14 protein-coding genes and 1 pseudogene are annotated in these 18,118 nt (G+C 73.2%); 6 read left to right on the top strand and 9 right to left on the bottom strand.

The window, feature by feature from the left end; all coding sequences use genetic code 11:
• Window positions 1-6: 6 nt before the first annotated feature.
• The 3 genes from ACLQ22_RS29690 to ACLQ22_RS29680 all read right to left on the bottom strand — a co-directional run bounded on the left by ACLQ22_RS29690 (window position 7) and on the right by ACLQ22_RS29680 (window position 3,653).
• Complete coding sequence (locus tag ACLQ22_RS29690; protein ID WP_425695216.1) at window positions 7-1,563, bottom strand: pyridoxal phosphate-dependent decarboxylase family protein; 1,557 nt, start codon at window positions 1,561-1,563, stop codon at window positions 7-9.
• A 141-nt stretch (window positions 1,564-1,704) separates the two neighbouring features.
• Entirely contained in the window at window positions 1,705-2,946 is a 1,242-nt protein-coding gene (locus tag ACLQ22_RS29685; protein ID WP_425695215.1) for an MFS transporter, read from the bottom strand.
• Window positions 2,943-3,653: a siderophore-interacting protein gene (locus ACLQ22_RS29680; protein ID WP_121397772.1), complete on the bottom strand. Its 711-nt coding sequence runs from the start codon at window positions 3,651-3,653 to the stop codon at window positions 2,943-2,945. The genes ACLQ22_RS29685 and ACLQ22_RS29680 overlap by 4 nt, the downstream gene beginning before the upstream one ends.
• A gap of 98 nt (window positions 3,654-3,751) precedes the next feature.
• Here ACLQ22_RS29680 and ACLQ22_RS29675 point away from each other — a divergent pair, with 98 nt between their 5' ends.
• Together ACLQ22_RS29675 and ACLQ22_RS29670 are read left to right on the top strand one after the other, a co-directional pair.
• Entirely contained in the window at window positions 3,752-5,821 is a 2,070-nt protein-coding gene (locus ACLQ22_RS29675) for a penicillin acylase family protein (protein WP_425695214.1), read from the top strand.
• Window positions 5,818-6,378: a GNAT family N-acetyltransferase gene (locus ACLQ22_RS29670; RefSeq protein ID WP_425695213.1), complete on the top strand. Its 561-nt coding sequence runs from the start codon at window positions 5,818-5,820 to the stop codon at window positions 6,376-6,378. The genes ACLQ22_RS29675 and ACLQ22_RS29670 overlap by 4 nt, the downstream gene beginning before the upstream one ends.
• Window positions 6,379-6,688: 310 nt before the next feature.
• Here the strand turns inward: ACLQ22_RS29670 and ACLQ22_RS29665 are convergent, their stop codons facing one another.
• Both ACLQ22_RS29665 and ACLQ22_RS29660 read right to left on the bottom strand, forming a co-directional pair.
• Entirely contained in the window at window positions 6,689-8,146 is a 1,458-nt protein-coding gene (locus tag ACLQ22_RS29665; protein WP_425695212.1) for a cellulase family glycosylhydrolase, read from the bottom strand.
• Window positions 8,147-8,434: 288 nt separating this feature from the next.
• On the bottom strand, window positions 8,435-9,670 hold the full coding sequence (locus ACLQ22_RS29660) for a S8 family peptidase (protein WP_425695211.1): 1,236 nt from the start codon (window positions 9,668-9,670) through the stop codon (window positions 8,435-8,437).
• Between the two features lie 269 nt (window positions 9,671-9,939).
• On the opposite strand from ACLQ22_RS29660, the gene ACLQ22_RS29655 reads away from it, so the two are divergent.
• Both ACLQ22_RS29655 and ACLQ22_RS29650 read left to right on the top strand, forming a co-directional pair.
• A complete protein-coding gene (locus tag ACLQ22_RS29655; protein ID WP_425695210.1) occupies window positions 9,940-11,052 on the top strand; it encodes a cellulose binding domain-containing protein in 1,113 nt (370 codons plus the stop codon).
• Between the two features lie 431 nt (window positions 11,053-11,483).
• Window positions 11,484-12,350 carry a hypothetical protein gene (locus tag ACLQ22_RS29650; RefSeq protein WP_425695209.1) on the top strand — a complete coding sequence of 289 codons (867 nt, stop codon included), beginning with the start codon at window positions 11,484-11,486 and terminating at the stop codon, window positions 12,348-12,350.
• Between the two features lie 112 nt (window positions 12,351-12,462).
• Here ACLQ22_RS29650 and ACLQ22_RS29645 read toward each other — a convergent pair whose 3' ends face one another.
• From ACLQ22_RS29645 to ACLQ22_RS29630, 4 genes and pseudogenes are all read right to left on the bottom strand, one after another.
• The gene (locus ACLQ22_RS29645; RefSeq protein ID WP_425695240.1) at window positions 12,463-13,869 is read right to left on the bottom strand and encodes a hypothetical protein; all 1,407 of its coding nucleotides are present in this window, start codon (window positions 13,867-13,869) and stop codon (window positions 12,463-12,465) included.
• Between the two features lie 74 nt (window positions 13,870-13,943).
• Window positions 13,944-14,393 (bottom strand): annotated as a pseudogene (locus ACLQ22_RS29640) (AfsR/SARP family transcriptional regulator); the annotation flags it as partial.
• A 274-nt stretch (window positions 14,394-14,667) separates the two neighbouring features.
• Window positions 14,668-16,308, bottom strand: coding sequence for an MDR family MFS transporter (locus ACLQ22_RS29635; RefSeq protein ID WP_425695208.1), 1,641 nt, complete (start codon window positions 16,306-16,308; stop codon window positions 14,668-14,670).
• Complete coding sequence (locus ACLQ22_RS29630) at window positions 16,305-16,772, bottom strand: MarR family winged helix-turn-helix transcriptional regulator (RefSeq protein ID WP_233599799.1); 468 nt, start codon at window positions 16,770-16,772, stop codon at window positions 16,305-16,307. Before ACLQ22_RS29630 ends, ACLQ22_RS29635 begins: the two co-directional genes overlap by 4 nt.
• A gap of 109 nt (window positions 16,773-16,881) precedes the next feature.
• Between ACLQ22_RS29630 and ACLQ22_RS29625 the strand changes: the two genes are divergently transcribed.
• Together ACLQ22_RS29625 and ACLQ22_RS29620 are read left to right on the top strand one after the other, a co-directional pair.
• A complete protein-coding gene (locus ACLQ22_RS29625; protein ID WP_425695207.1) occupies window positions 16,882-17,553 on the top strand; it encodes a TetR family transcriptional regulator in 672 nt (223 codons plus the stop codon).
• A gap of 55 nt (window positions 17,554-17,608) precedes the next feature.
• Window positions 17,609-18,034 carry a GNAT family N-acetyltransferase gene (locus tag ACLQ22_RS29620; protein ID WP_425695206.1) on the top strand — a complete coding sequence of 142 codons (426 nt, stop codon included), beginning with the start codon at window positions 17,609-17,611 and terminating at the stop codon, window positions 18,032-18,034.
• The last annotated feature ends 84 nt before the right edge of the window (window positions 18,035-18,118 follow it).

Genomic DNA, 18,118 nt, shown 5'->3' with positions numbered 1-18,118 from the left:
GGATCGTCAGCCGACGGGGCAGGACAGCTCGGCGGTGGCCCTGGTCTGGGCGTACCAGCCGGCGTGTTCGGCGATGAGGTCGAGGACGTGGGCGATGTCGTCCATCGTGGTCTCGGGGTTGAGCAGGGTGAACTTGAGGTAGTGCGCGCCGTCGACCTTGGTCCCGGCGACGAGGCCGGCGCCGGAGGCCGCCAGCGCCTCGCGGGCGTACAGGTTGGCGTCGTCGACGACCTCCCGGCCGGCGGCGGCCGGCAGGTAGCGGAAGACCACGGTGCTCAGCTGCGACCGGGTCACCACCTCGAAGCGGGGGTCCTCGGTGAGCAGCTGCCATGCGGCAGCGGCGCGGTCGACCACCTCGTCGAAGAGCTCGCCGACCGCGTCCGGCCCCATGATCCGCAGGGTCAGCCAGAGCTTGAGGGCGTCGAAGCGGCGGGTGGTCTGGATGCTCTTGTCGACCTGGTTGGGGATGCGCTGCTCGACCATCCGCGCCGGGTTGAGGTAGTCGGCGTGCCAGGTGGCGTGCCGCAGCACGCGCCGGTCACGCACCAGCAGCGCGCTCGAGCTGACCGGCTGGAAGAACGACTTGTGGTAGTCGACGGTGACCGAGTCGGCCCGCTCGATGCCGTCGAGCAGGTGCCGCCGGGTCGGCGACACCAGCAGCCCGCAGCCGTACGCGGCGTCGACGTGCAGCCAGACGCCGGCGGCGGCGCAGATGTCGGCGATCTGCGGCAGCGGGTCGATGGTGCCGAAGTCGGTGGTGCCGGCGGTGGCGACGACGGCCATCACCACCAGCCCCTCCTCCCGGCACCGGGCGATCTCCCGGGCCAGGTCGGCGGTGCGCATCCGCCGGTCGGCGTCGGTGGGCACGGTGACCACCGCGTCGGCGCCGAGGCCGAGCAGCTTGGCCGCCTTCTGCACGCTGAAGTGGCCGGCCGCCGAGGTGATGATGCGCAGCCGCGACAGCAGCTCCGGGCGGGACTGCCGCTCGGTCGCCCGGCCGACGAGGTTCGCGCAGGTCTCCTCGCGGGCCAGCAGCATCGCCTGGAGGTTGGACTGGGTCCCGCCGCTGGTGAAGATGCCGTCGGCGGCCGGCCCCAGGCCGATCCGGTCGGCGGTCCAGTCGACGAGGCGGCGTTCGATCAGGGTGCCGCCGGCGCTCTGGTCCCAGGTGTCCAGCGAGGAGTTGACGGCGCTGAGCACCGCCTCCGCGAGCAGCGCCGGGATCACCACCGGGCAGTTGAGGTGCGCCAGGTAGCGGGGGTGGTGGAAGTAGACGGCGTCGCGCAGGTAGACGTCGTGCAACTCGTCGAGCGCGGCGCCGCTGTCGCCCAGCGGCCGGTCCAGGTCGATGCCGGCGATCCGCGGCACCAGCTCGTCCGGTGCCACGCCGGTGAACGGCCGGTCCACCTCGGCCATCCGGGTCGCGACCCGGCCGATCCCCTCGGCCAGCACGCGCCGGTAGTCCTCGACCGTGCCGGCGGTGAAGAGGTGGGCGCGGGCGCCGTCGGAGGCGGGGGTCACCCCGGTCGAAGGCACCTGGACGGTGGATCCGGGCAGGCTCATGCGGGTCCTCAGCGGTCGGAAATGGACGGTGGGGCGAGATGGCGGGACGTCACCATCCGCCCGCACTCGGTGATCGAGCGAGCTTAGGTTACCCTAACCTAAGCAGGTGTCAACATCGTTGCCCACATTGAGCGATATCACTCAGCCCGACACCTTCGTCAACTCCCGCTCGCCCGGCTCCACAACGGATCGGGGCGGGAATCGCCGCTGGTGCCCGAGGCCCAGCGCGACGCCGAGCGCCACCAGCACGACGGAGGCCACCGCGACCGCGGGATAGCCGAACACCTCGGCCGCGGCCAGCGCGATGGAGGCCGCCACGAACGAGCAGACCAACCCGAACGACGACAGCACCGTGAAGTCCGTGCCGCCCGTGCCGGGCCGGGAGTAGTCCATGTTGACCGTGTAGAGCACGACGTTGGCGACCGTGTAGGCGGCCATGAAGCAGCAGAGCGCGGCGACCGTCCCGGCGAGCGGGGCCCGGCCGTTCATCAACGGCAGCAGCATCGCCGTGGACAGCGCGAGGGCCACTCCCCCGGCGACGAGCACGCGGGCGCGCCCGAACCGCCCGATCGCGGCCCCGGCGACCAGACCGGCCACGATGGCCGGCAGGCTGGTCACCACGCCGGTCACCACGCCGATGCGCCCCAGCGACCAGTCCGCGTCCACCAGGGCCGGCGTCACCAGGGCGTACGTCGCGCCCGCGCCGATGTAGACCAGCGGCACCACGCCGAAGGTCCAGCGGCGGCAGCCGGGCTGCCCGAGCACGGACAGCAGCGCCCGGTAGGCCTGGCCGGCGCTGGCGACGCGGTCGGTGCGGTCCGGCTCGCGGAACCGCCACACCACCAGCAGGCCGACGGCGGTCAGCGCGGCGAGCAGCAGGATCGCGGGCGCCCAGCCGAACCGGTCGTAGACGATCACGCAGGCGCCGCCGCCGAGCAGGTTGCCGACGTAGCTCGCGGCGACCTGGATGCCGTTGCCGGTCCCCCGCGACCGCTCGGAGAGCAGCCGGACGGCGACGGCGTCGACGGCGATGTCCTGCGTCGCCGAGAGGAACACGTACGCGACGCAGATCGCGACGACCGGGCCGAGCCGCCCGGCCGGGCGGTCGAACGGCAGCAGGGCCAGCAGGGCCAGCACCAGACCGCCCTGGAGCACCAGCAGCCAGGACCGGTAGTGGCCGCGGTGGCGGGAGCCGTACCGGTCGAGGATGGGCGCCCAGAGGAACTTGATCGGCCAGACCAGACCGACGAACTGCAGCAGCGCCAGCGTGTCGAGGGAGGTGCCGCCGTCGCGCAGGATGGCGGTCAGCCCGACGGTGATGAAGCCGATGCCGAGGTACTGCGTGACGTAGAGCGCGGTCAGCGTGCCGAGCCGACCCCTCACCTGGCGCTCCAGTAGGCCAGCGAGGTGAGCTGGTGCTTGCCGACGCCCAGCGTCCGCCGTACGTGCTTGGTGATGCCGCGCGTGCTGGCCGCCTCGCAGGCCACCCAGTAGTGGGCGTCCTCGGCGGCGGGCAGGGCCGCGCAGACGGTCTCGACCAGGTGCTGCCCCTCGTCGCGGCGCGGCACCCAGGTGACCTGGTGCTTGGCGTGGGCGCGCGGCGCCAGTTCCTTCTCGCCCTCGTGGGCGTACTCCAGCCAGACCGTCGCCGGGGTGTCGGGAGCCGCGGCGAGCAGGCTGTTCACCGCCGGCAGCGAGGCGGCGTCGCCGACCAGGTAGAGGTGCCGCGGGGCGGGGTCCGGCAGGCTGAACCCGGTGCCCTGCACGGTCGCGTCGATGGTGTCGCCGGCCTGGGCGGCGGCGGCCCAGCGGGCGGCGCATCCGTCGTGGATGGCGAACTCCAGGTCGAACCGCCCGGTCGCCGGGTCGGGGTCGACGAGGGTGTACGCGCGCTGGTGCGGCTTGCCGTCGTTGTCGAACCACAGCCGCACCCACATGGTGGGGTGCACGCCGCACGCCTCCAGCAGCCCGCCGCCGTCCATGCGCAGTCGACGGTAGTGCTCGCCGACGGACTCGGTGCCGAGCACGGTCAGCCGGAATTCGCGGCCACCCATCGCCTTGAGCACCAGGGCTTCCCAGTTTCGCTTCACGCACCCCTCCAGGTAAGGTCTGCCTCAGTTAGGGGAGGGTAGCCTAAGTTGACATTCCTGTGGCAGGTGGGACGGCCGCTCATCCGCAAGGCGCCACGATGACCGGCGTCCATCGCGACCGGTGGGGTGTCCCGCACCTGCGCGCCGACAGCGTCGACGACCTCGCCCGGTTGCAGGGGCGGGTCGCCGCGGTCGACCGGGCCTGGCAGATCGAAGTGGAACGGTGGCGCTCCGAGGGCCGGCTCGCCGAGCACGTCGGCCCCGCCGAGCTGGGCTGGGACATGTTCGCCCGGCGGGCCCGCCTCGACGACACCGCCCGGCGCTGCTTCGAGCGGCTCGCCCCCGCCACCCGCCGGTGGGTCGGCGCGTACGTCGACGGGGTCAACGAGGGGCTCGCCGAGGGCGCCGCCGCGGCACCCGAGTTCGCGGCGGTCGGCTGCGCCCCGGGCCGGTGGCGGCCGTGGTCACCGCTGGGGGTCTTCCTCGTCCAGCACGTGCTCTTCTCCACCTTCCCCAACAAGCTGTGGCACGCCCACGTCGCCGCCACCCTCGGCCCGTCCGCGACCGACCTGTTCGCCGTCGAGGGCCCCGACGGATCGGGCAGCAACGCCTGGGCCGTGCCCGGCGACCCCGGCACCGGCCGGGCGCCGGTCGTCGCCGGCGACCCGCATCGCATCCTCGAACTGCCCGGCATCTACCAGCAGGTGCGCCTCGCCTGCCCCGAGTTCGACGTGTTCGGCTTCGCGTTCCCCGGGGTCCCCGGCCTCCCCCACTTCGGACACGCCGGCGAGGTCGCCTGGGCCGTCACCAACGCCATGGCCGACTACCAGGACCTCTACCGCGAACAGCTGCGCCACGACGGCGACCGGGTCCTCGTCCGCGAGGCGGACGGCTGGGCGCCGGCGCACCGGCACGTCGAGCGGATCGAGGTCCGCGGCGGCGAACCGGAGTCCGTCGAGGTGATCGAGACGCCGCGCGGACCGGTCGTCGACCACGACCGGGGCACCGGCGAGGCGATCAGCCTGCGTACCCCGAGCCGGGTCGAGCAGCGGCTGGGCTTCGACGCGCTGCTGCCGCTGCTGCGGGCCCGCAGCGCCGACGACGTCGCCGACGCGCTGCGCGACTGGGTCGAGCCGGTCAACAGCGTCCTGGTCGCCGACCGGCGCGGAACGGTCCACCAGTTGGTCGCCGGGCTCGTTCCGCTGCGCGACGACCGGTGCCGCCGCGAGCCGGTGCCCGGCGACGATCCCCGGTACCGGTGGCACGGCGGCTACGCCGAGCCGCGCCGCACCGCCGTCGACGGGTTCGCGGTCTGCGCCAACGACCGCCGCCCCGACGTGGCGGACCTCGGCACCGGCTTCGCCCCGCCGCACCGGGCCCGCCGCATCCGCACCCTGCTCGCCGACGGCGCCCGGGCGGAGGCCGTACACATGGACACCCGGCTGGAGGCCGGGACGCTGCGCGGCGTGCTCGACCGGGTCGACCCCGGCGGGCTCAGCGAACCGGCCCGGCGCCTGCGGGACCGGCTGACCGCGTGGGACGGGGACATGCGGGCCGACAGCGCCGACGCCGGCGCCTGGGCCGCCTGGCGCGCGGCCCTGGCCCGCCGACTGTACGACCACCCGTGCCTGCGCCCGCTGCGCGACGCCCCGAGCGCGTTCGACGGCCTGTTCGCGCCGTGGACCGACCCGCTGTCCCGCATCGGCCACGCCCTGGACGGGGTGGCCACCGGGCTGCACCGCCTCGGCGGCGAGATCGGCCCCGTGGCGGCCGGGGCGCTCGAGGACGTCGCGGCGGGCGACCCGCCGGGGCCGTGGGGCCGGCGGCACGTGCTGCACCCCGTCCACCTCGGCGTGGCGGCGGCCGTCGACGAGGCGGTACGCGGCATGCGCGAGCGGGTCGCGCTGGCCGGCGACGCCGACTGCGTGCTGGCCACGTCGAGCGTGCCCGGCGTGTCCGACGCGTGCTGGCGAGGCCCGGTGGCCCGCTACGTGTGGGACCTGACCGACCGCGCGCAGAGCCGCTGGATCGTCCCCTTCGGCGCGTCCGGGCGCCCCGGCGACCCGCACTTCGACGACCAACTGCCACTGTGGGCCGGCGGCGAGCTGGTTCCGGTGGTCACCGACTGGCGAGAACTCACCCCAGAACCAGGAGACGCGGCACCGTGACATATCAGGAGAACATCCCCGGCTTCGGCAAGCTGTCGCTCGTCGCGCTGGACCCGAAGGCCCACGCGGAGCTGGTGCACGGTTGGGTGACCGAGCCCCGGGCGGCGTTCTGGGGCATGGGTTCACACTCGGTCGACGAGGTGCGGGAGATCTACGAGTTCGTCGACAGCCTCGACACCCACCACGCGTACCTGATCCTGCTCGACGACGCGCCGATCGGCCTGTTCCAGACCTACCAGCCGGAGGCGGACCCGGTCGGTGAGCGCTACACCGTGCGCCCCGGCGACGTCGGGATGCACCTGCTACTCGCTCCCGGGAGGCGCCCGCCGAAGGGCCTCACGACCGCCATCGGCCCCGCCCTCGCCCGCTACCTGTTCGCCGACCCCACCCGGCTGCGGATCGTCGTCGAGCCCGACGTCCGCAACGAGCGCGCGCTCGACCGGTTGCGGCGGGAGGGGTTCACCTTCGCCGACGAGATCGACATGCCCGACAAGCGGGCCCAGTTGGCGTTCCTGACCCGGGAGCGGTTCGAGTCGGACCACGCCGTACCCGCCTGAGGGCGCGCGGTGCGACCGGTCGGCTGCGGTCACGCGGCCGCCGGCCCGGTGACGGGTGGGTTCCGCGCGCCGCGCTGCGGTGGTGGTCGCCGAGCCGGTCCGCGGCGGAAGGGTCGCGTGACGCTGTCGAGCTGAGTCGTCTGTGACATCAGGCGGTCTCCGGGCGGCCGAGGCACCGGGCGGCGGTGAATCGTCCACGACATCAGCTCGACAGGGTCCCGCGGGTGGATCCTCCGCCGGCCGGCGACCCGTTCGAGACGAGCACGGCGAGGCCCCGCCGGGTGCGGCGGGGCCTCGCGCGGCAACGGGATCAGGCGGTGGGGAAGTTGTCCGGCGTACGGATGCGCTCGCGCATCAGGGCGCCCGACTCGGTGAGCACGCCCGGGCCGGTGTAGGTGCTCCCGGCACAGGTGCCCGGCCGCAGCGCGGCGCTGCCCTCGGCCTTGTCCGAGTAGGTCCAGTTCGCGTAGCTGATCTTCAGCCGGTCCAGCAGGTCGAGCCAGGCGTTGCTGCTGGCGACGTCGACCCCACCGTCACCGGTGTAGTCCACCGTGCCGAACTCGGTGACGAACAACGGCAGCCGGGCGGCGGCCCGCTCCACCTCGGCCCGGTAGTTGTCCCGGTGGGACGCGGCGTAGAAGTGGAACGTGTACATCACGTTGGTCGCGTTCACCGGGTTGTTGATGATCTCGTTGGCGTTGGAGCCGTCGGAGACGCCCAGCGAGGACCAGCCCCGGGTGCCGACCACGACCACCGCGTCCGGGTCGTTGGCGCGGATCACCGGGATGACCTGCTCGGCGTAGCTCTTGATGGTCGCCCAGCTGACGCCGTTGGGCTCGTTGGCGATCTCGTAGATGACGTTCTTCTTGGCGGCGTTGCGGGCGGAGACGGCGGCGAAGAAGGTCTTGGCCCGGTCGAGGTTGTGCATCGGGTCGCCCGGCGTCAGGGTGTGGAAGTCGATCAGCGCGTACATGCCGCGCTGCTCGGCCTCGTCGACCAGGGCGTTGACCCGGTTGGTGAAGCCGGCGGGGTCGGTCTCATAGCCGTCCTCCTGGACGTACATGGCGATCCGCAGCAGGTCGGCCCGCCAGTCGTCGGCCAGCGCGTCGAGGGAGGCGTCGTTGTAGCAGCGGGCGAACCACTGGATGCCGTGCGTGCTCATGCCCCGCAGCTGGATCGGCCGGCCGTACTGGTTGCACAGGTTGACCCCACACACCCGTAGCTGGCCGTTGACCGCGACCGGCGTCTGACCGCCCGGCGGCGGGGTCGTGGGCGGCGGGGTGGTCGGCGGCGGGGTCGTGGGCGGCGGCGTGGTGGGGGCCGGCGGGGTGGTCGGCGTGGTCGCACCGGTGCAGGCGGTGCCGTTGAGGGTGAACGCCGTCGGCGCGGGGTTGGCGGCGCCCCACGTGCCGTTGAACCCGATGCTTGTCGACGCGCCGGTTGCCAGCGCGCCGTTCCAGCTCACGCTGCGCGCGGTGACGGCGGTGCCGGCCTGGCTCCAGGTCGCCGACCAGCCCTGGCCGATCCGCTGGCCGGCGTCGGGGAAGGCGAAGCCGAGCGTCCACCCGTCGACCGCTTCGCCCAGGTTCTTGATCGTGATGTTGGCGGTGAAGCCACCGGACCAGCTGCTGGTGGTGTAGGTGACGGCGCAGCCGGTGGCGGCCTGGGCATCGGCGGCCGGGACGGCGGCCGACGCCGCGACGGTCAGCGCGGCGACCGCGCCGGCCATGACCAGGGTGCGCCGGGACGGGCGCGGTAGGAGCTTCATGCGGGTGCCTTCGCTTCCGATCGGTGGTGGGGGTGCCGGCAGCGCAGGGCGGCGGGACGCCACGTCCGCCCGGACGGGTACGGCAGTTCGCACGCCGGCGGCCCGCAGGCGGATCGTCCGGCCGGGAGGCTCGCGACAGATCCCTGCCCACGGGCCCGGGAGCGCTCCCACTGACGGCAGCTTAGGCGCGCCCCGGGCTCCCCCGCAACATGGACACCCGTCGACCTCCCCGCACGCGCGCCGGCCCCGGGGCGTCCACGCCCCGGGGCCGGTGTGCCGACTGTTCGATCAGAAGGTGGGGGCCAGGTAGAGCAGCCGGTTCGGCGAGCCGGTGCCGGGGCTGGTGATCACGTTGGGCGTGGCCTGGCTGACGATGTACGAGTGGACCTGGGCGGGCGTCCAGCTCGGGTTGACGCTGAGCACCCGGGCGGCCGCCCCCGCGACGTGCGGCGAGGCCATCGAGGTGCCGCTGATGGACGAGGTGGCGGTGTCGCTGGTGGACCAGGCCGACAGCACGCCCACGCCGGGCGCGAACAGGTCGGTGCAGGTGCCCCAGTTGGAGAACGACGCCCGGGCGTCGTTGCTCTGCGACGCGTTGACGGTCAGCGCCGTCGGCACGGAGGCCGGCGAGAAGTTGCAGGCGTTGGCGTTCGAGTTGCCGGAGGCCACCGCGTAGGTGATGCCGTCGGCGATCGAGTTCGCCACCGCGGTGTTCAGGGAGGCGTTGGTGGAGCCGCCCAGGCTCATGTTCGCCACCGCCGGCTGGCCCGCCTGGTGGTTCGAGGTCACCCAGTTGATGCCGGCGATGACCTGCGCCCAGGTGCCGCTGCCCTGGCAGTTCAGCACGCGGACGGCCACCAGCCGGACGTCCTTCGCCACGCCGTAGGTGTTGCCGCCGACGGTGCCCGCGACGTGGGTGCCGTGGCCGTTGCAGTCGGCGGCCGGCAGCGCGTTGTCGATCGCGTCGTAGCCGTCGACGGCCTGACCGGCGAAGTCCACGTGGGTGGTCCGGATGCCGGTGTCGATGATGTACGCCGTCACGCCGGAGCCGCTGCTGTTGTAGGTGTAGGTGCGGCTCAGCGGGAGGTTCCGCTGGTCGATGCGGTCCAGGCCCCACGGCGGGTTGTTCTGGGTGGCCGTCATCGACACGGTGTGGTTCTGCTCGACGTAGTCGACGGCGGGGTGCGCCGCGAGGCGCTTGGCGGCCCGCTCGGACAGCTTCACCTCGAAGCCGTTGAGCGCGTCACCGTAGACGTGGCCGACGCTGCCGCCGAAGCGGGCGGCGAGGGAGCCCGCCGTGCTCTTCACCTCGCCCTGCCGGGTGCCGGCGCGACCGCCGACGCTGGTGTCCTTGAGTACCACGATGTAGCTGTCGGCCACGGCGGTCGCGCCACCGGCGCTGAGGATCTCGCCGGTGGCCGAGGCCGCCGCCGGCGCGCCGATCATGGTGGTGACCATGGCGGCGCTGGCGAACACGCTGGCCGCAGCGGCGAGGGTTCGCCGATGAGTGCGAGGGAGTGTCATCTCCCGGTCCTCCTACTGTGGTGGCCTCCGGGTGGCTCGTGGCGCACCCGACAGGCGGTCTGGACGATGAGCAAACCTTAGCCGTCGCATTCATGATCGTGAATTTTGTTGATGTTCACGATATGAGGACGATGTTGAGAGAAAGTGGTCGTGAATGCCTTGCGTGAAACGGGATTCCATTGAGATACGTCGACTTTACTGGTTGACTGTCGGGGGAGAACCGGGCCGTCACACACCGCACCTCGACCTGTGACAGGAGTTCCTCCACCATGCTCCGAAGGCCCCTGCTCCACGCCCTGCTCGCCGCGCTGGCGGCGATCCCCCTCGCCCTCGCCGCCGGGCTCACCTCCCCCGCTCCCGCCCGGCCGGCGGCCGTCGCACCGGTGCGGGTGATGCCGCTGGGCGACTCGATCACCGGCTCCCCCGGCTGCTGGCGCTCCGTGCTCTGGAACCGCCTCCAGTCCACCGGCCACACCGACGTCGACTTCGTCGGGACGCTCGGCCCGCAGGGCTGCGGCCAGCCCCACGACGGCGACAACGAGGGACACGGTGGCTACCTGGTGACCACCGTGGCCAACCAGAACCTGCTGCCGGGCTGGCTCGCCGCCACCCGGCCCGACATCGTCCTGATGCACTTCGGCACCAACGACGTGTGGAGCAACATCCCGCCCGCCACGATCCTCGCCGCGTACGGCAGGCTGGTGGACCAGATGCGGGCCAGCAACCCGGCGATGAGAGTCCTCGTCGCGAAGATCATCCCCATGGCGCCGCCCACGTGCCCGGAGTGCGGCCAGCGGGTGACGGCCCTCAACGACGCGATCGACGGCTGGGCGGCGGCGACCACCACCCCCGCCTCGCCGGTGGTGGTGGTCGACCAGTGGACCGGGTTCAGCACGGCCACCGACACCTACGACGGCGTGCACCCGAACGCGGCCGGCGACCAGAAGATGGCCGACCGCTGGTACCCGGCCCTGGCCGCGGCGCTGGGCGGCGTCACCCCGACGCCCACCGGCAGCCCGACCCCCACCGCCAGCCCGACGCCCACCGGCAGCCCCACGCCGACGCCCACCGGTCCGGCCGCCGGCTGTGCGGCGAGCTACCGCGTGGTCAGCCAGTGGCAGGGCGGCTTCCAGGGCGAGGTGACGGTGCGCAACTCCGGCGCCGCGCCGATCTCCGGATGGACGGTCCGCTTCGCGTTCGCCGACGGCCAACGGGTCAGCCAGTCCTGGAACACCCGGTTGACGCAGGACGGGGCCGAGGTCACCGCCCGGCACGTGGACTGGAACGGCGCACTCGCCCCCGCCGCGCAGGCCACCTTCGGCTTCCTCGGCAGCACCGCCGGGGGCGCCGCGGCGGGGACGGTGACCTGCACGGCCACCTGACACCGGCCACGCCCACCGGCGCGATCGGCCCGGGCGCCCCTGCGCAGGCGCCCGGGCCGACCGGCGCCGGGACAACCCCGACGGACCGACATCTGCGGCCCTCCTAGCCGAATGTCGGCTACATCTCGGCGCGCAACTCAGTGATCTTAGTCACACCCCTGAACCCGGCGGCCCCGTCGGCCCGCGGCCGGGGGCCACACAACGGAATTCCCTTCCGGCGGCCCGGATCCGCGCCGTCCACGACCCCCGGACGTTCGGGCATCTCGCCACGTACTGAGCCGTAACTCGTACGCAGAGTCACGCGCGGCACCGTCGGTGCCGAACTGTGCCTCCCCTCGGGTTCAGCCGCCCATCGTCGCGGTTTGCGGCGCTCACTACCCTGATCCCTGATCCCGTGCCTGGGCACACGTCGACAGCGATAAGGGCTTCACATGAGCGACAGTTACCCTCCGTACGGAGGGCAGCAGCCAGACCCGAACGTCACCCCCTGGAGCGGGCCGCCGGCCCCGCAGCAGGGTGGGTACCCGGGGTACGGGCAGCCAGCGCAGGCGCCGCAGTTCGGCGCTCCCTTCCCGCCGCCGAAGAAGTCGAACAAGGGCCTGATCATCGGGCTGGTCGCCGGCGCGGTGGTCCTCGTGCTCGCCATCTGCGGCGCCGGCATCGGCCTCGTCCTCGTCAACGGTGACGACGAGGAGCCCATCACGGTCGCCACCTCCGGCCCCAGCCCCGACGCCGGTACCACCGGCACGCCGGGCACGGATGCCTCCCCCACCCCCGGGCAGCAGGAGACGCAGGAGCCGAGCAACAACGCGGTGACCGCCCGCTACTCCAGCGACCTGTCCAACGTCTGCGAGGGTGGCCAGATCCTGAACGCGGCCGCCTACAACGGCCCGTCCGGCGCCAAGGCGTACACGTTCTCGAACAACCCCGACCGGCCGACCTTCTGGTCGTCGAAGTCGGTCTCCTCGGACAAGCCGTACTACGCCAAGAGCGCCGACTTCGAGACGGTGTCGGTGGTCGGCTGCCTGAAGTTCGTGGAGGGCAGCGAGGGCGCGCCGAAGAAGTGCCAGTACAAGGACAGCGCGGGCAAGCAGGTCACCATCGACTACATCTCGTCGCGCTACACCCTGACCTTCTACGCCGCGAAGACCGGCGAGAAGATCGGCGACGGCGGCACCGTCACCGCCCCGGCGGCGCGCTGCCCGAGCTTCATCTCGTACAACAAGAGCACCATGAAGTCGTACGCGGCGCCGGACTCCGGCAGCATCGAGGCCGCCCTGGACAAGTTCCTGTCCTGAGCGGCACCGTCGACGGTGGGGAGGGACGGGACACCGTCCCTCCCCACCGTCGTCTCTCCCGCGGGGCGACCCGTCCTCAGTCCGTGCCGCCGACGGTCGGGGTCCCGCAGGCTCAGAGTCGGCCGAAGTAGTCGGCGTACTGCGGCTCCCGGTAGCCGGGCACCGAACCGAGCAACTCCCGCGCCTCGGCCTTTAGGACGGACGCGGCGCTGCGGTCCCCGGCCGCGCGGGCGATCCGGCCCTGCGCCTGCCGCGCCACGGCCCGCAGGTAGCGGTCGCCGATCCGGACGGCCACCGTCCCCGCCTCGTCGGCGTCGCGGGCGGCGGCGTGGTCGGCGAGCCCGAGGTGGACCGCCGCGCGGGACAGCAACGCCTCGCAGCGCGACGGCAGGTCCTCGGACTCCTCGGCCCGTTCGACGGCGTACAGCCGGACCAGGTCGTGGATGCCGTAGACGCCCGGTTCCCGGGGCTCCACCAACCGCTCGTCGGCGAGCCGTTCCAGGACGCTCTCGGCGAGCGCGGGCGGCTCGCCGAGGAGGGCGGCGACGGCGCGGGCGGTGACGGTGGGCAGGCGGGTGCCGCCGATCAGCCGGAAGGCCCGGGCGCAGAGCTGCCCCCGGGCGCCGCCGTCGGACAGGGCGGCGTAGGTGAGCGCGATGGACGGCCGGACGCTGAGGTCGTCGAACTCCAGCTCGCTGAGGCGCAGCCCGGGATCGGCGAGGCGCTCCACCAGACGGGCGACGGGCCACCCCGGCCGGCTCGCCAGCCGGGCGCCGACGATCCGGATCGCCAGCGGCAGCATGCCGCAGAGTTCCACCAGGCGCTCGGCCGCGTCCGGCTCGGCCGCCACCCGGTCGGCGCCGCACTCGCCCGCGAGCAGTTCGACCGCCTCCGTGGGCGACAGCAGTCCCACGGCCAGGTGCCGGCCGTTGGGCAGCGTCGCGAGCATCCGCCGGCTCGTCACCACGACGCCGCACGAACCGTCCGCCGGCAGCAGTGCCCTGACCTGGGCGGCGTCCCGGGCGTTGTCGAGGACGACGAGCACGCCGCGGCCCGCGATCTCGGACCGGTAGGCGACGGTGGCCTCGCCGACGTCGGACGGCACCGCGCCGCCCGGCACGCCGAGCGCGCGGAGGAACCGGCCGAGGACGTCGATCGGCCTCAGGGGCGGCAGGTCGGCGTCCGCACCCTGCAGGTCCACGTAGAGCGTGCCGCCCGGGTACCGGTCGGCGAGCTGGTGCGCGATCCGGACGGCCAGCGCCGACTTGCCGGCCCCTCCCGGGCCGTGCAGGGCGACGACCGGGCTCGTCGCCGATCCGCCGAGCCAGCCGCACACGGCGTCGACCTCGGCCCGCCGGCCGACGAAGGTGTCGACGGTGGGAGGCAGTCCGCGGACCACGATCCGCGCGGGCGGCGGGCGCTGCGGCTCGCCGACCAGGTGCGGGCGGTGGTCGAGGATGTCGCGGTAGAGCGCCTCCAGCGAAGGGCTGGGGTCGATGCCGAGCTGGTCGGCCAGCACCCGCCGGGCCGCAGGTACGCGTCGACGGCGCCGGCCACGTCGCCCGTACGGTAGAGCGCGGTCATCAGCTGACCCCAGCCGCGTTGCCGGAGCGGATGGGTCTCGACGTGTTCGCGCAGCCGTCCGACCAGTTCGGCGGAAGCGCCCAGGTCGAGTTTGGCCTGGACGTGTTCCTCCTCGACCATCAGGCGCTGCTCGTGCAGCCGGGTCAGGCGTGCCGCGATCGTGCGGGGCAGGGGCAGCCCGGCGAGCGGCGAGTCGCGCCAGAGGGTGAGGGCGTGGGCCAGACTCGCCTCGGCCTGCCGCAGGTCGCCCCGGGCGCGGGCGTCGCGGCCCTGTTGCGCCGCCTCCTCGAACTCGTCGAGGTCGCGCTCACCCGGGCGCACCGCGAGCAGGTAGCCGCCGGTGCCGGTGTGCAGCCGGCTCGCGCCGTCCGACCGGTCGCGCAGGACCTGGCGCAGCCCGTGGGCGTACGTCCTCAGGTTGGCCGCCGCGGAGGCCGGCCGCGGCTCGTCCCACAGCATCTCGGCGAGGTGCTCGGTGCGCAGCACCTCGTTCGGGTCCAGCAGCATGGTGGCGCAGAGTAGCCGTTGCTTCGCCGTGCCGAGCGGCACTGGCCGGCCGTCCACCTGCACCTCGAGCGGTCCCAGAAGCTGGAATCGCATGCCGGCCATCCGGCATTCCTACCACAGGGACACGCCGGCTTCCGATCGTCGCCGACCGGTCGCGGGGTGCCCGACGACGGCGGGGCCGGCACCGTCCGAGGATGGTGCCGGCCCCGCCGTCGTGGGTTGCGCGTCAGCGGCGCGCCGACGCCTCCCGACCGGCGGCGTCCACCGTCACCTGGTCGAAGGCCGGAGCGCCGTCGACGGCGTCGGCGGCCACGGCCGTCGACCTGGCGGGGTCGGGCAGATCCAGGCTGCTGCGCAGACCGACCGGCTTCAGCAGGACCGCGGCGATGATGCCGACGACGGCGATCGCGGCGGAGATGAGGAAGATGTGGCCGGTGGCGTCCCCGTACGCCGCGCGGACGATCTGCTGGACCGCGCCGGGCATGGCGTCGAGGTTCAGGCTGCCGCCCGCCGCGCTGCCGGAGGTGGGGATGCCGGCGGCGGAGAGGTCGGTGGTGATCTGGTCGGTCACCCGCCGGGCGAGGACCGCGCCGAGCACCGAGACGCCGATCGTGCCGCCGAGCGACCGGAAGAACGCGACGGTCGAGCTGGCCGCGCCGATGTCGCGGAGCGAGACGGTGTTCTGCACGGCGAGGACGAGGTTCTGCATCGTCATGCCGACCCCGACACCGACGATGAACATGGCCGCGCCGACCAGCAGAAGCGAGGTCTCGTGGTCGATGGTGCCGAGCAGGGCGAACCCGATGACAAGCACGACCGCGCCGAACACGATGTACGGCTTGATCTTCCCGGTCTTCGTGATCAGCCGGCCGGCGATGATCGACGATCCGAGGACGCCGGCCATCATCGGGATGGTGAGCAGCCCGGCCTCGGTCGGGCTGTAGCCGCGGCCGATCTGGAAGTACTGGCCGAGGAAGACGGCGCCGCCGAACATCGCCATGCCGACCGCCAGGCTGCCCAGGATGGCCAGGGCGGTGGTCCGCTGGCGGACGAGGTCGAGCGGGACGACCGGCTCGTCGGCCCGGGACTCCACCCAGACGGCCAGGGCGAGCAGCACGACGGCACCGCCCACCATGGCGGCGGTCTGCCAGGAGGCCCAGGCGAACGAGTCGTCGACGAAGGAGATCCAGATGAGCAGCACGCTGACGCCGGCGGCGATCAGCGCCGCGCCCAGGTAGTCGATCTTCACGTTCTCGCGACGGACCGTCGGCAGGCGCAGGGTGAACTGGAGGAGGACCAGCGCGATGGCGGCGACGGGGACCCCGACGAAGAAGCACCAGCGCCAGCCGAGCCAGGACGTGTCGACGATGAGCCCGCCCAGCAGCGGGCCGCCGACCGTCGCCACCGCCATGACGCCACCGAGGTAGCCGTTGTACCGGCCGCGCTCCCGCGGCGGGATCATCGCGGCGATGGCGACCTGCACGAGGGCCTGGAGGCCGCCGACGCCGATGCCCTGGAACGCGCGGGCGGCGATGAGCTGGCCGGCCGTCTGGGCGAAGCCGGCGATCACCGAGCCGACCAGGAAGACGACGATGGCGACCTGGACCAGGAGCTTCTTGTTGAACAGGTCGGCGAGCTTGCCCCAGATCGGGGTGGTCGCGGTCGCGGTGAGCAGGGTGGCGGTGACCACCCAGGTGTACTGGGTCTGCGACCCGTTCAACGCGCCGATGATGTTCGGCAGCGCCGTCGAGACGACGGTGCCGCTGAGCATCGCGACGAACAGCACCAGCAGCAGGCCGCTGAGGGCCTCCAGCGTCTGCCGGTGTGTCATCGGCGCGTCGCCGGCCGTGGTGGTGGGTGCGCTCATCGCGCGGCCTCCAGGGTGTCGTGGTGTCCGAGGACGGTCTCGATGTCTCGGGTGAAGCGGCCGAGCGCGGTGGCGAACGCCGCCACCTCCGCGGGCGTCCAGTCGGCGAGCGCGGTGTCGAGGATCCGGCCGTACCAGTCGTAGGTGTCGGTCAGGGCGGCCCGCCCGGCCGGGGTGACGGTCAGCAGGCTGGCCCGCTTGTCGGCGGGGTCGGCGCGCCGCTCGACCAGGCCGTGGCTGACGAGCGAGGCGACGGCGCGGCTGACGGTCGACGGATCGAGCCCGCTGCGGGCCGCCAGCTCGCGGGCGTGGCAGTCGGCGGGCAGCTTCTCGATCTGCATGAGGAGGCCGGCGAGGCCGACGGGCACGGCCGGCCGGACGTCGGCCCGGTGCCGTTTGATCAACCGTACGCTCCTGACCAGCTCGGACAGCCTCGCACCGAGTTCGCGGCCGGCAGTTTCCACGCCGCCTCCCTTGTCGCAGATGGTTGCCGCACACAAGCATCTGCCGATCTTGCTCAAAGTGCAAGTTTGCGCGATGAGAACTGAGTCACGGCCCCGTAGGCTGTCGCCCATGGAGGAGACCACCGGCCTGCGGGAGCGCAAGAAGGCGGCCACCCGCCTCGCCCTGCACGAGGCGGCCCTGCGCCTCGCCACCGAGCACGGGCTCGACCGGGTCACCGTGGAGGCCATCGCCGACGCCGCGAACGTCTCCCGCCGGACGTTCTCCAACTACTTCTCCAGCAAGGAGGAGGCGGTCTTCCACGGTGACGCCGTACGGCTGCGCCGGCTGCTGGAGCTGGTCCGCCGGCAGCCGGCCGACGCGCCGCCGTGGGCCGTGCTGAGCGGGGCCGCCGAACGCCTCGCCGTCGAGGCGTACGGCAACGCCCCACCCTCCTGGCTGCTGCACCGCCGTCAGCTACGCGGGCACCCGGGCCTCGTCGCGCACCAGATCGCGGCCTACACCGCCATCGAGCGCGAACTCGCCGACGACGTCGCCCGGCGGTTGACCGGCCCCGACCGGACGCTGCGCTCCCGGGTCCTGGCGGCGACCTTCCTGGCCTCGCTGCGCGTCGCCATCCAGCACTGGATCGACCACCCCGACGGGCCGCTGCACGACATCCTCCGCACCGCGCTCGCCGAGACCGCCACCACCCCGGCGGTCACGTCGGCCCCGAGCGTCACGCCAGACCCGAGCGTCACGCCAGACCCGACCGTCACGTCCGCGCCGCCGGCCGCCCGCTGACGCCCGGCGGGAGCGGTCGCCGGTCGATGCCGGAACATCGCGATAGTGTGCCAGCGTGTCGATCTCGATGGTGTCGCGCTTCCCTGTCGACGACGTGGAACTCAGCGTCCTTCACGCCCGAGCCTTCGGTGGCGCGGTCGGGCAGGTCACGCCGTGGGCCGAGCGGCTGGAGCGACATGCGCTGACCTGGGTCGGCGCCTTCGACGCCGGCCGCCTGGTGGGCTTCGTCCAGGTCTGCTGGGACGGTGGGGCGCACGCCTTTCTGCTCGACACGGCGGTGGACCCGGAATGGCAGCACCGGGGGATCGGCACGGACCTGGTTCGGGCTGCGGTCGACGACGCTGCGGCTGCCGGCTGCGAGTGGCTGCATGTCGACTTCGAGGCTCACCTGGAGACGTTCTATCTGGAGCGGTGCGGGTTCCGCACCACGGCGGCAGGCCTGCTGCATCTCGCGGGACGGCAGGGCGCCGACGGGGCGTAGCCAGCCGAGCGCGTGCGCGGTCACCCGTCGGGGGGGGGGGGGGGGGGGGGGGGGCGCCCCCCCCCCCCCCCCGGCACGGGCGCG

Origin of the sequence: Micromonospora sp. DT178, assembly GCF_049841695.1 — a bacterium.
In the GTDB taxonomy this organism is placed as follows: Bacteria; Actinomycetota; Actinomycetes; order Mycobacteriales; family Micromonosporaceae; genus Micromonospora.
The sequence above is the reverse complement of the archived record's forward strand: the minus strand, read 5'-3'. Positions and strand labels throughout refer to the sequence as shown.

What these genes read in the sequence shown, in the direction of transcription:
- ACLQ22_RS29690 (WP_425695216.1), bottom strand. Translation starts at nt 1,563, where the DNA reads ATGAGCCTGCCCGGATCCACCGTCCAGGTGCCTTCGACCGGGGTGACC.
- ACLQ22_RS29675 (WP_425695214.1), top strand. Translation starts at nt 3,752, where the DNA reads ATGACCGGCGTCCATCGCGACCGGTGGGGTGTCCCGCACCTGCGCGCC.
- ACLQ22_RS29665 (WP_425695212.1), bottom strand. Translation starts at nt 8,146, where the DNA reads ATGAAGCTCCTACCGCGCCCGTCCCGGCGCACCCTGGTCATGGCCGGC.
- ACLQ22_RS29660 (WP_425695211.1), bottom strand. Translation starts at nt 9,670, where the DNA reads ATGACACTCCCTCGCACTCATCGGCGAACCCTCGCCGCTGCGGCCAGC.
- ACLQ22_RS29655 (WP_425695210.1), top strand. Translation starts at nt 9,940, where the DNA reads ATGCTCCGAAGGCCCCTGCTCCACGCCCTGCTCGCCGCGCTGGCGGCG.
- ACLQ22_RS29650 (WP_425695209.1), top strand. Translation starts at nt 11,484, where the DNA reads ATGAGCGACAGTTACCCTCCGTACGGAGGGCAGCAGCCAGACCCGAAC.
- ACLQ22_RS29635 (WP_425695208.1), bottom strand. Translation starts at nt 16,308, where the DNA reads ATGAGCGCACCCACCACCACGGCCGGCGACGCGCCGATGACACACCGG.
- ACLQ22_RS29625 (WP_425695207.1), top strand. Translation starts at nt 16,882, where the DNA reads ATGGAGGAGACCACCGGCCTGCGGGAGCGCAAGAAGGCGGCCACCCGC.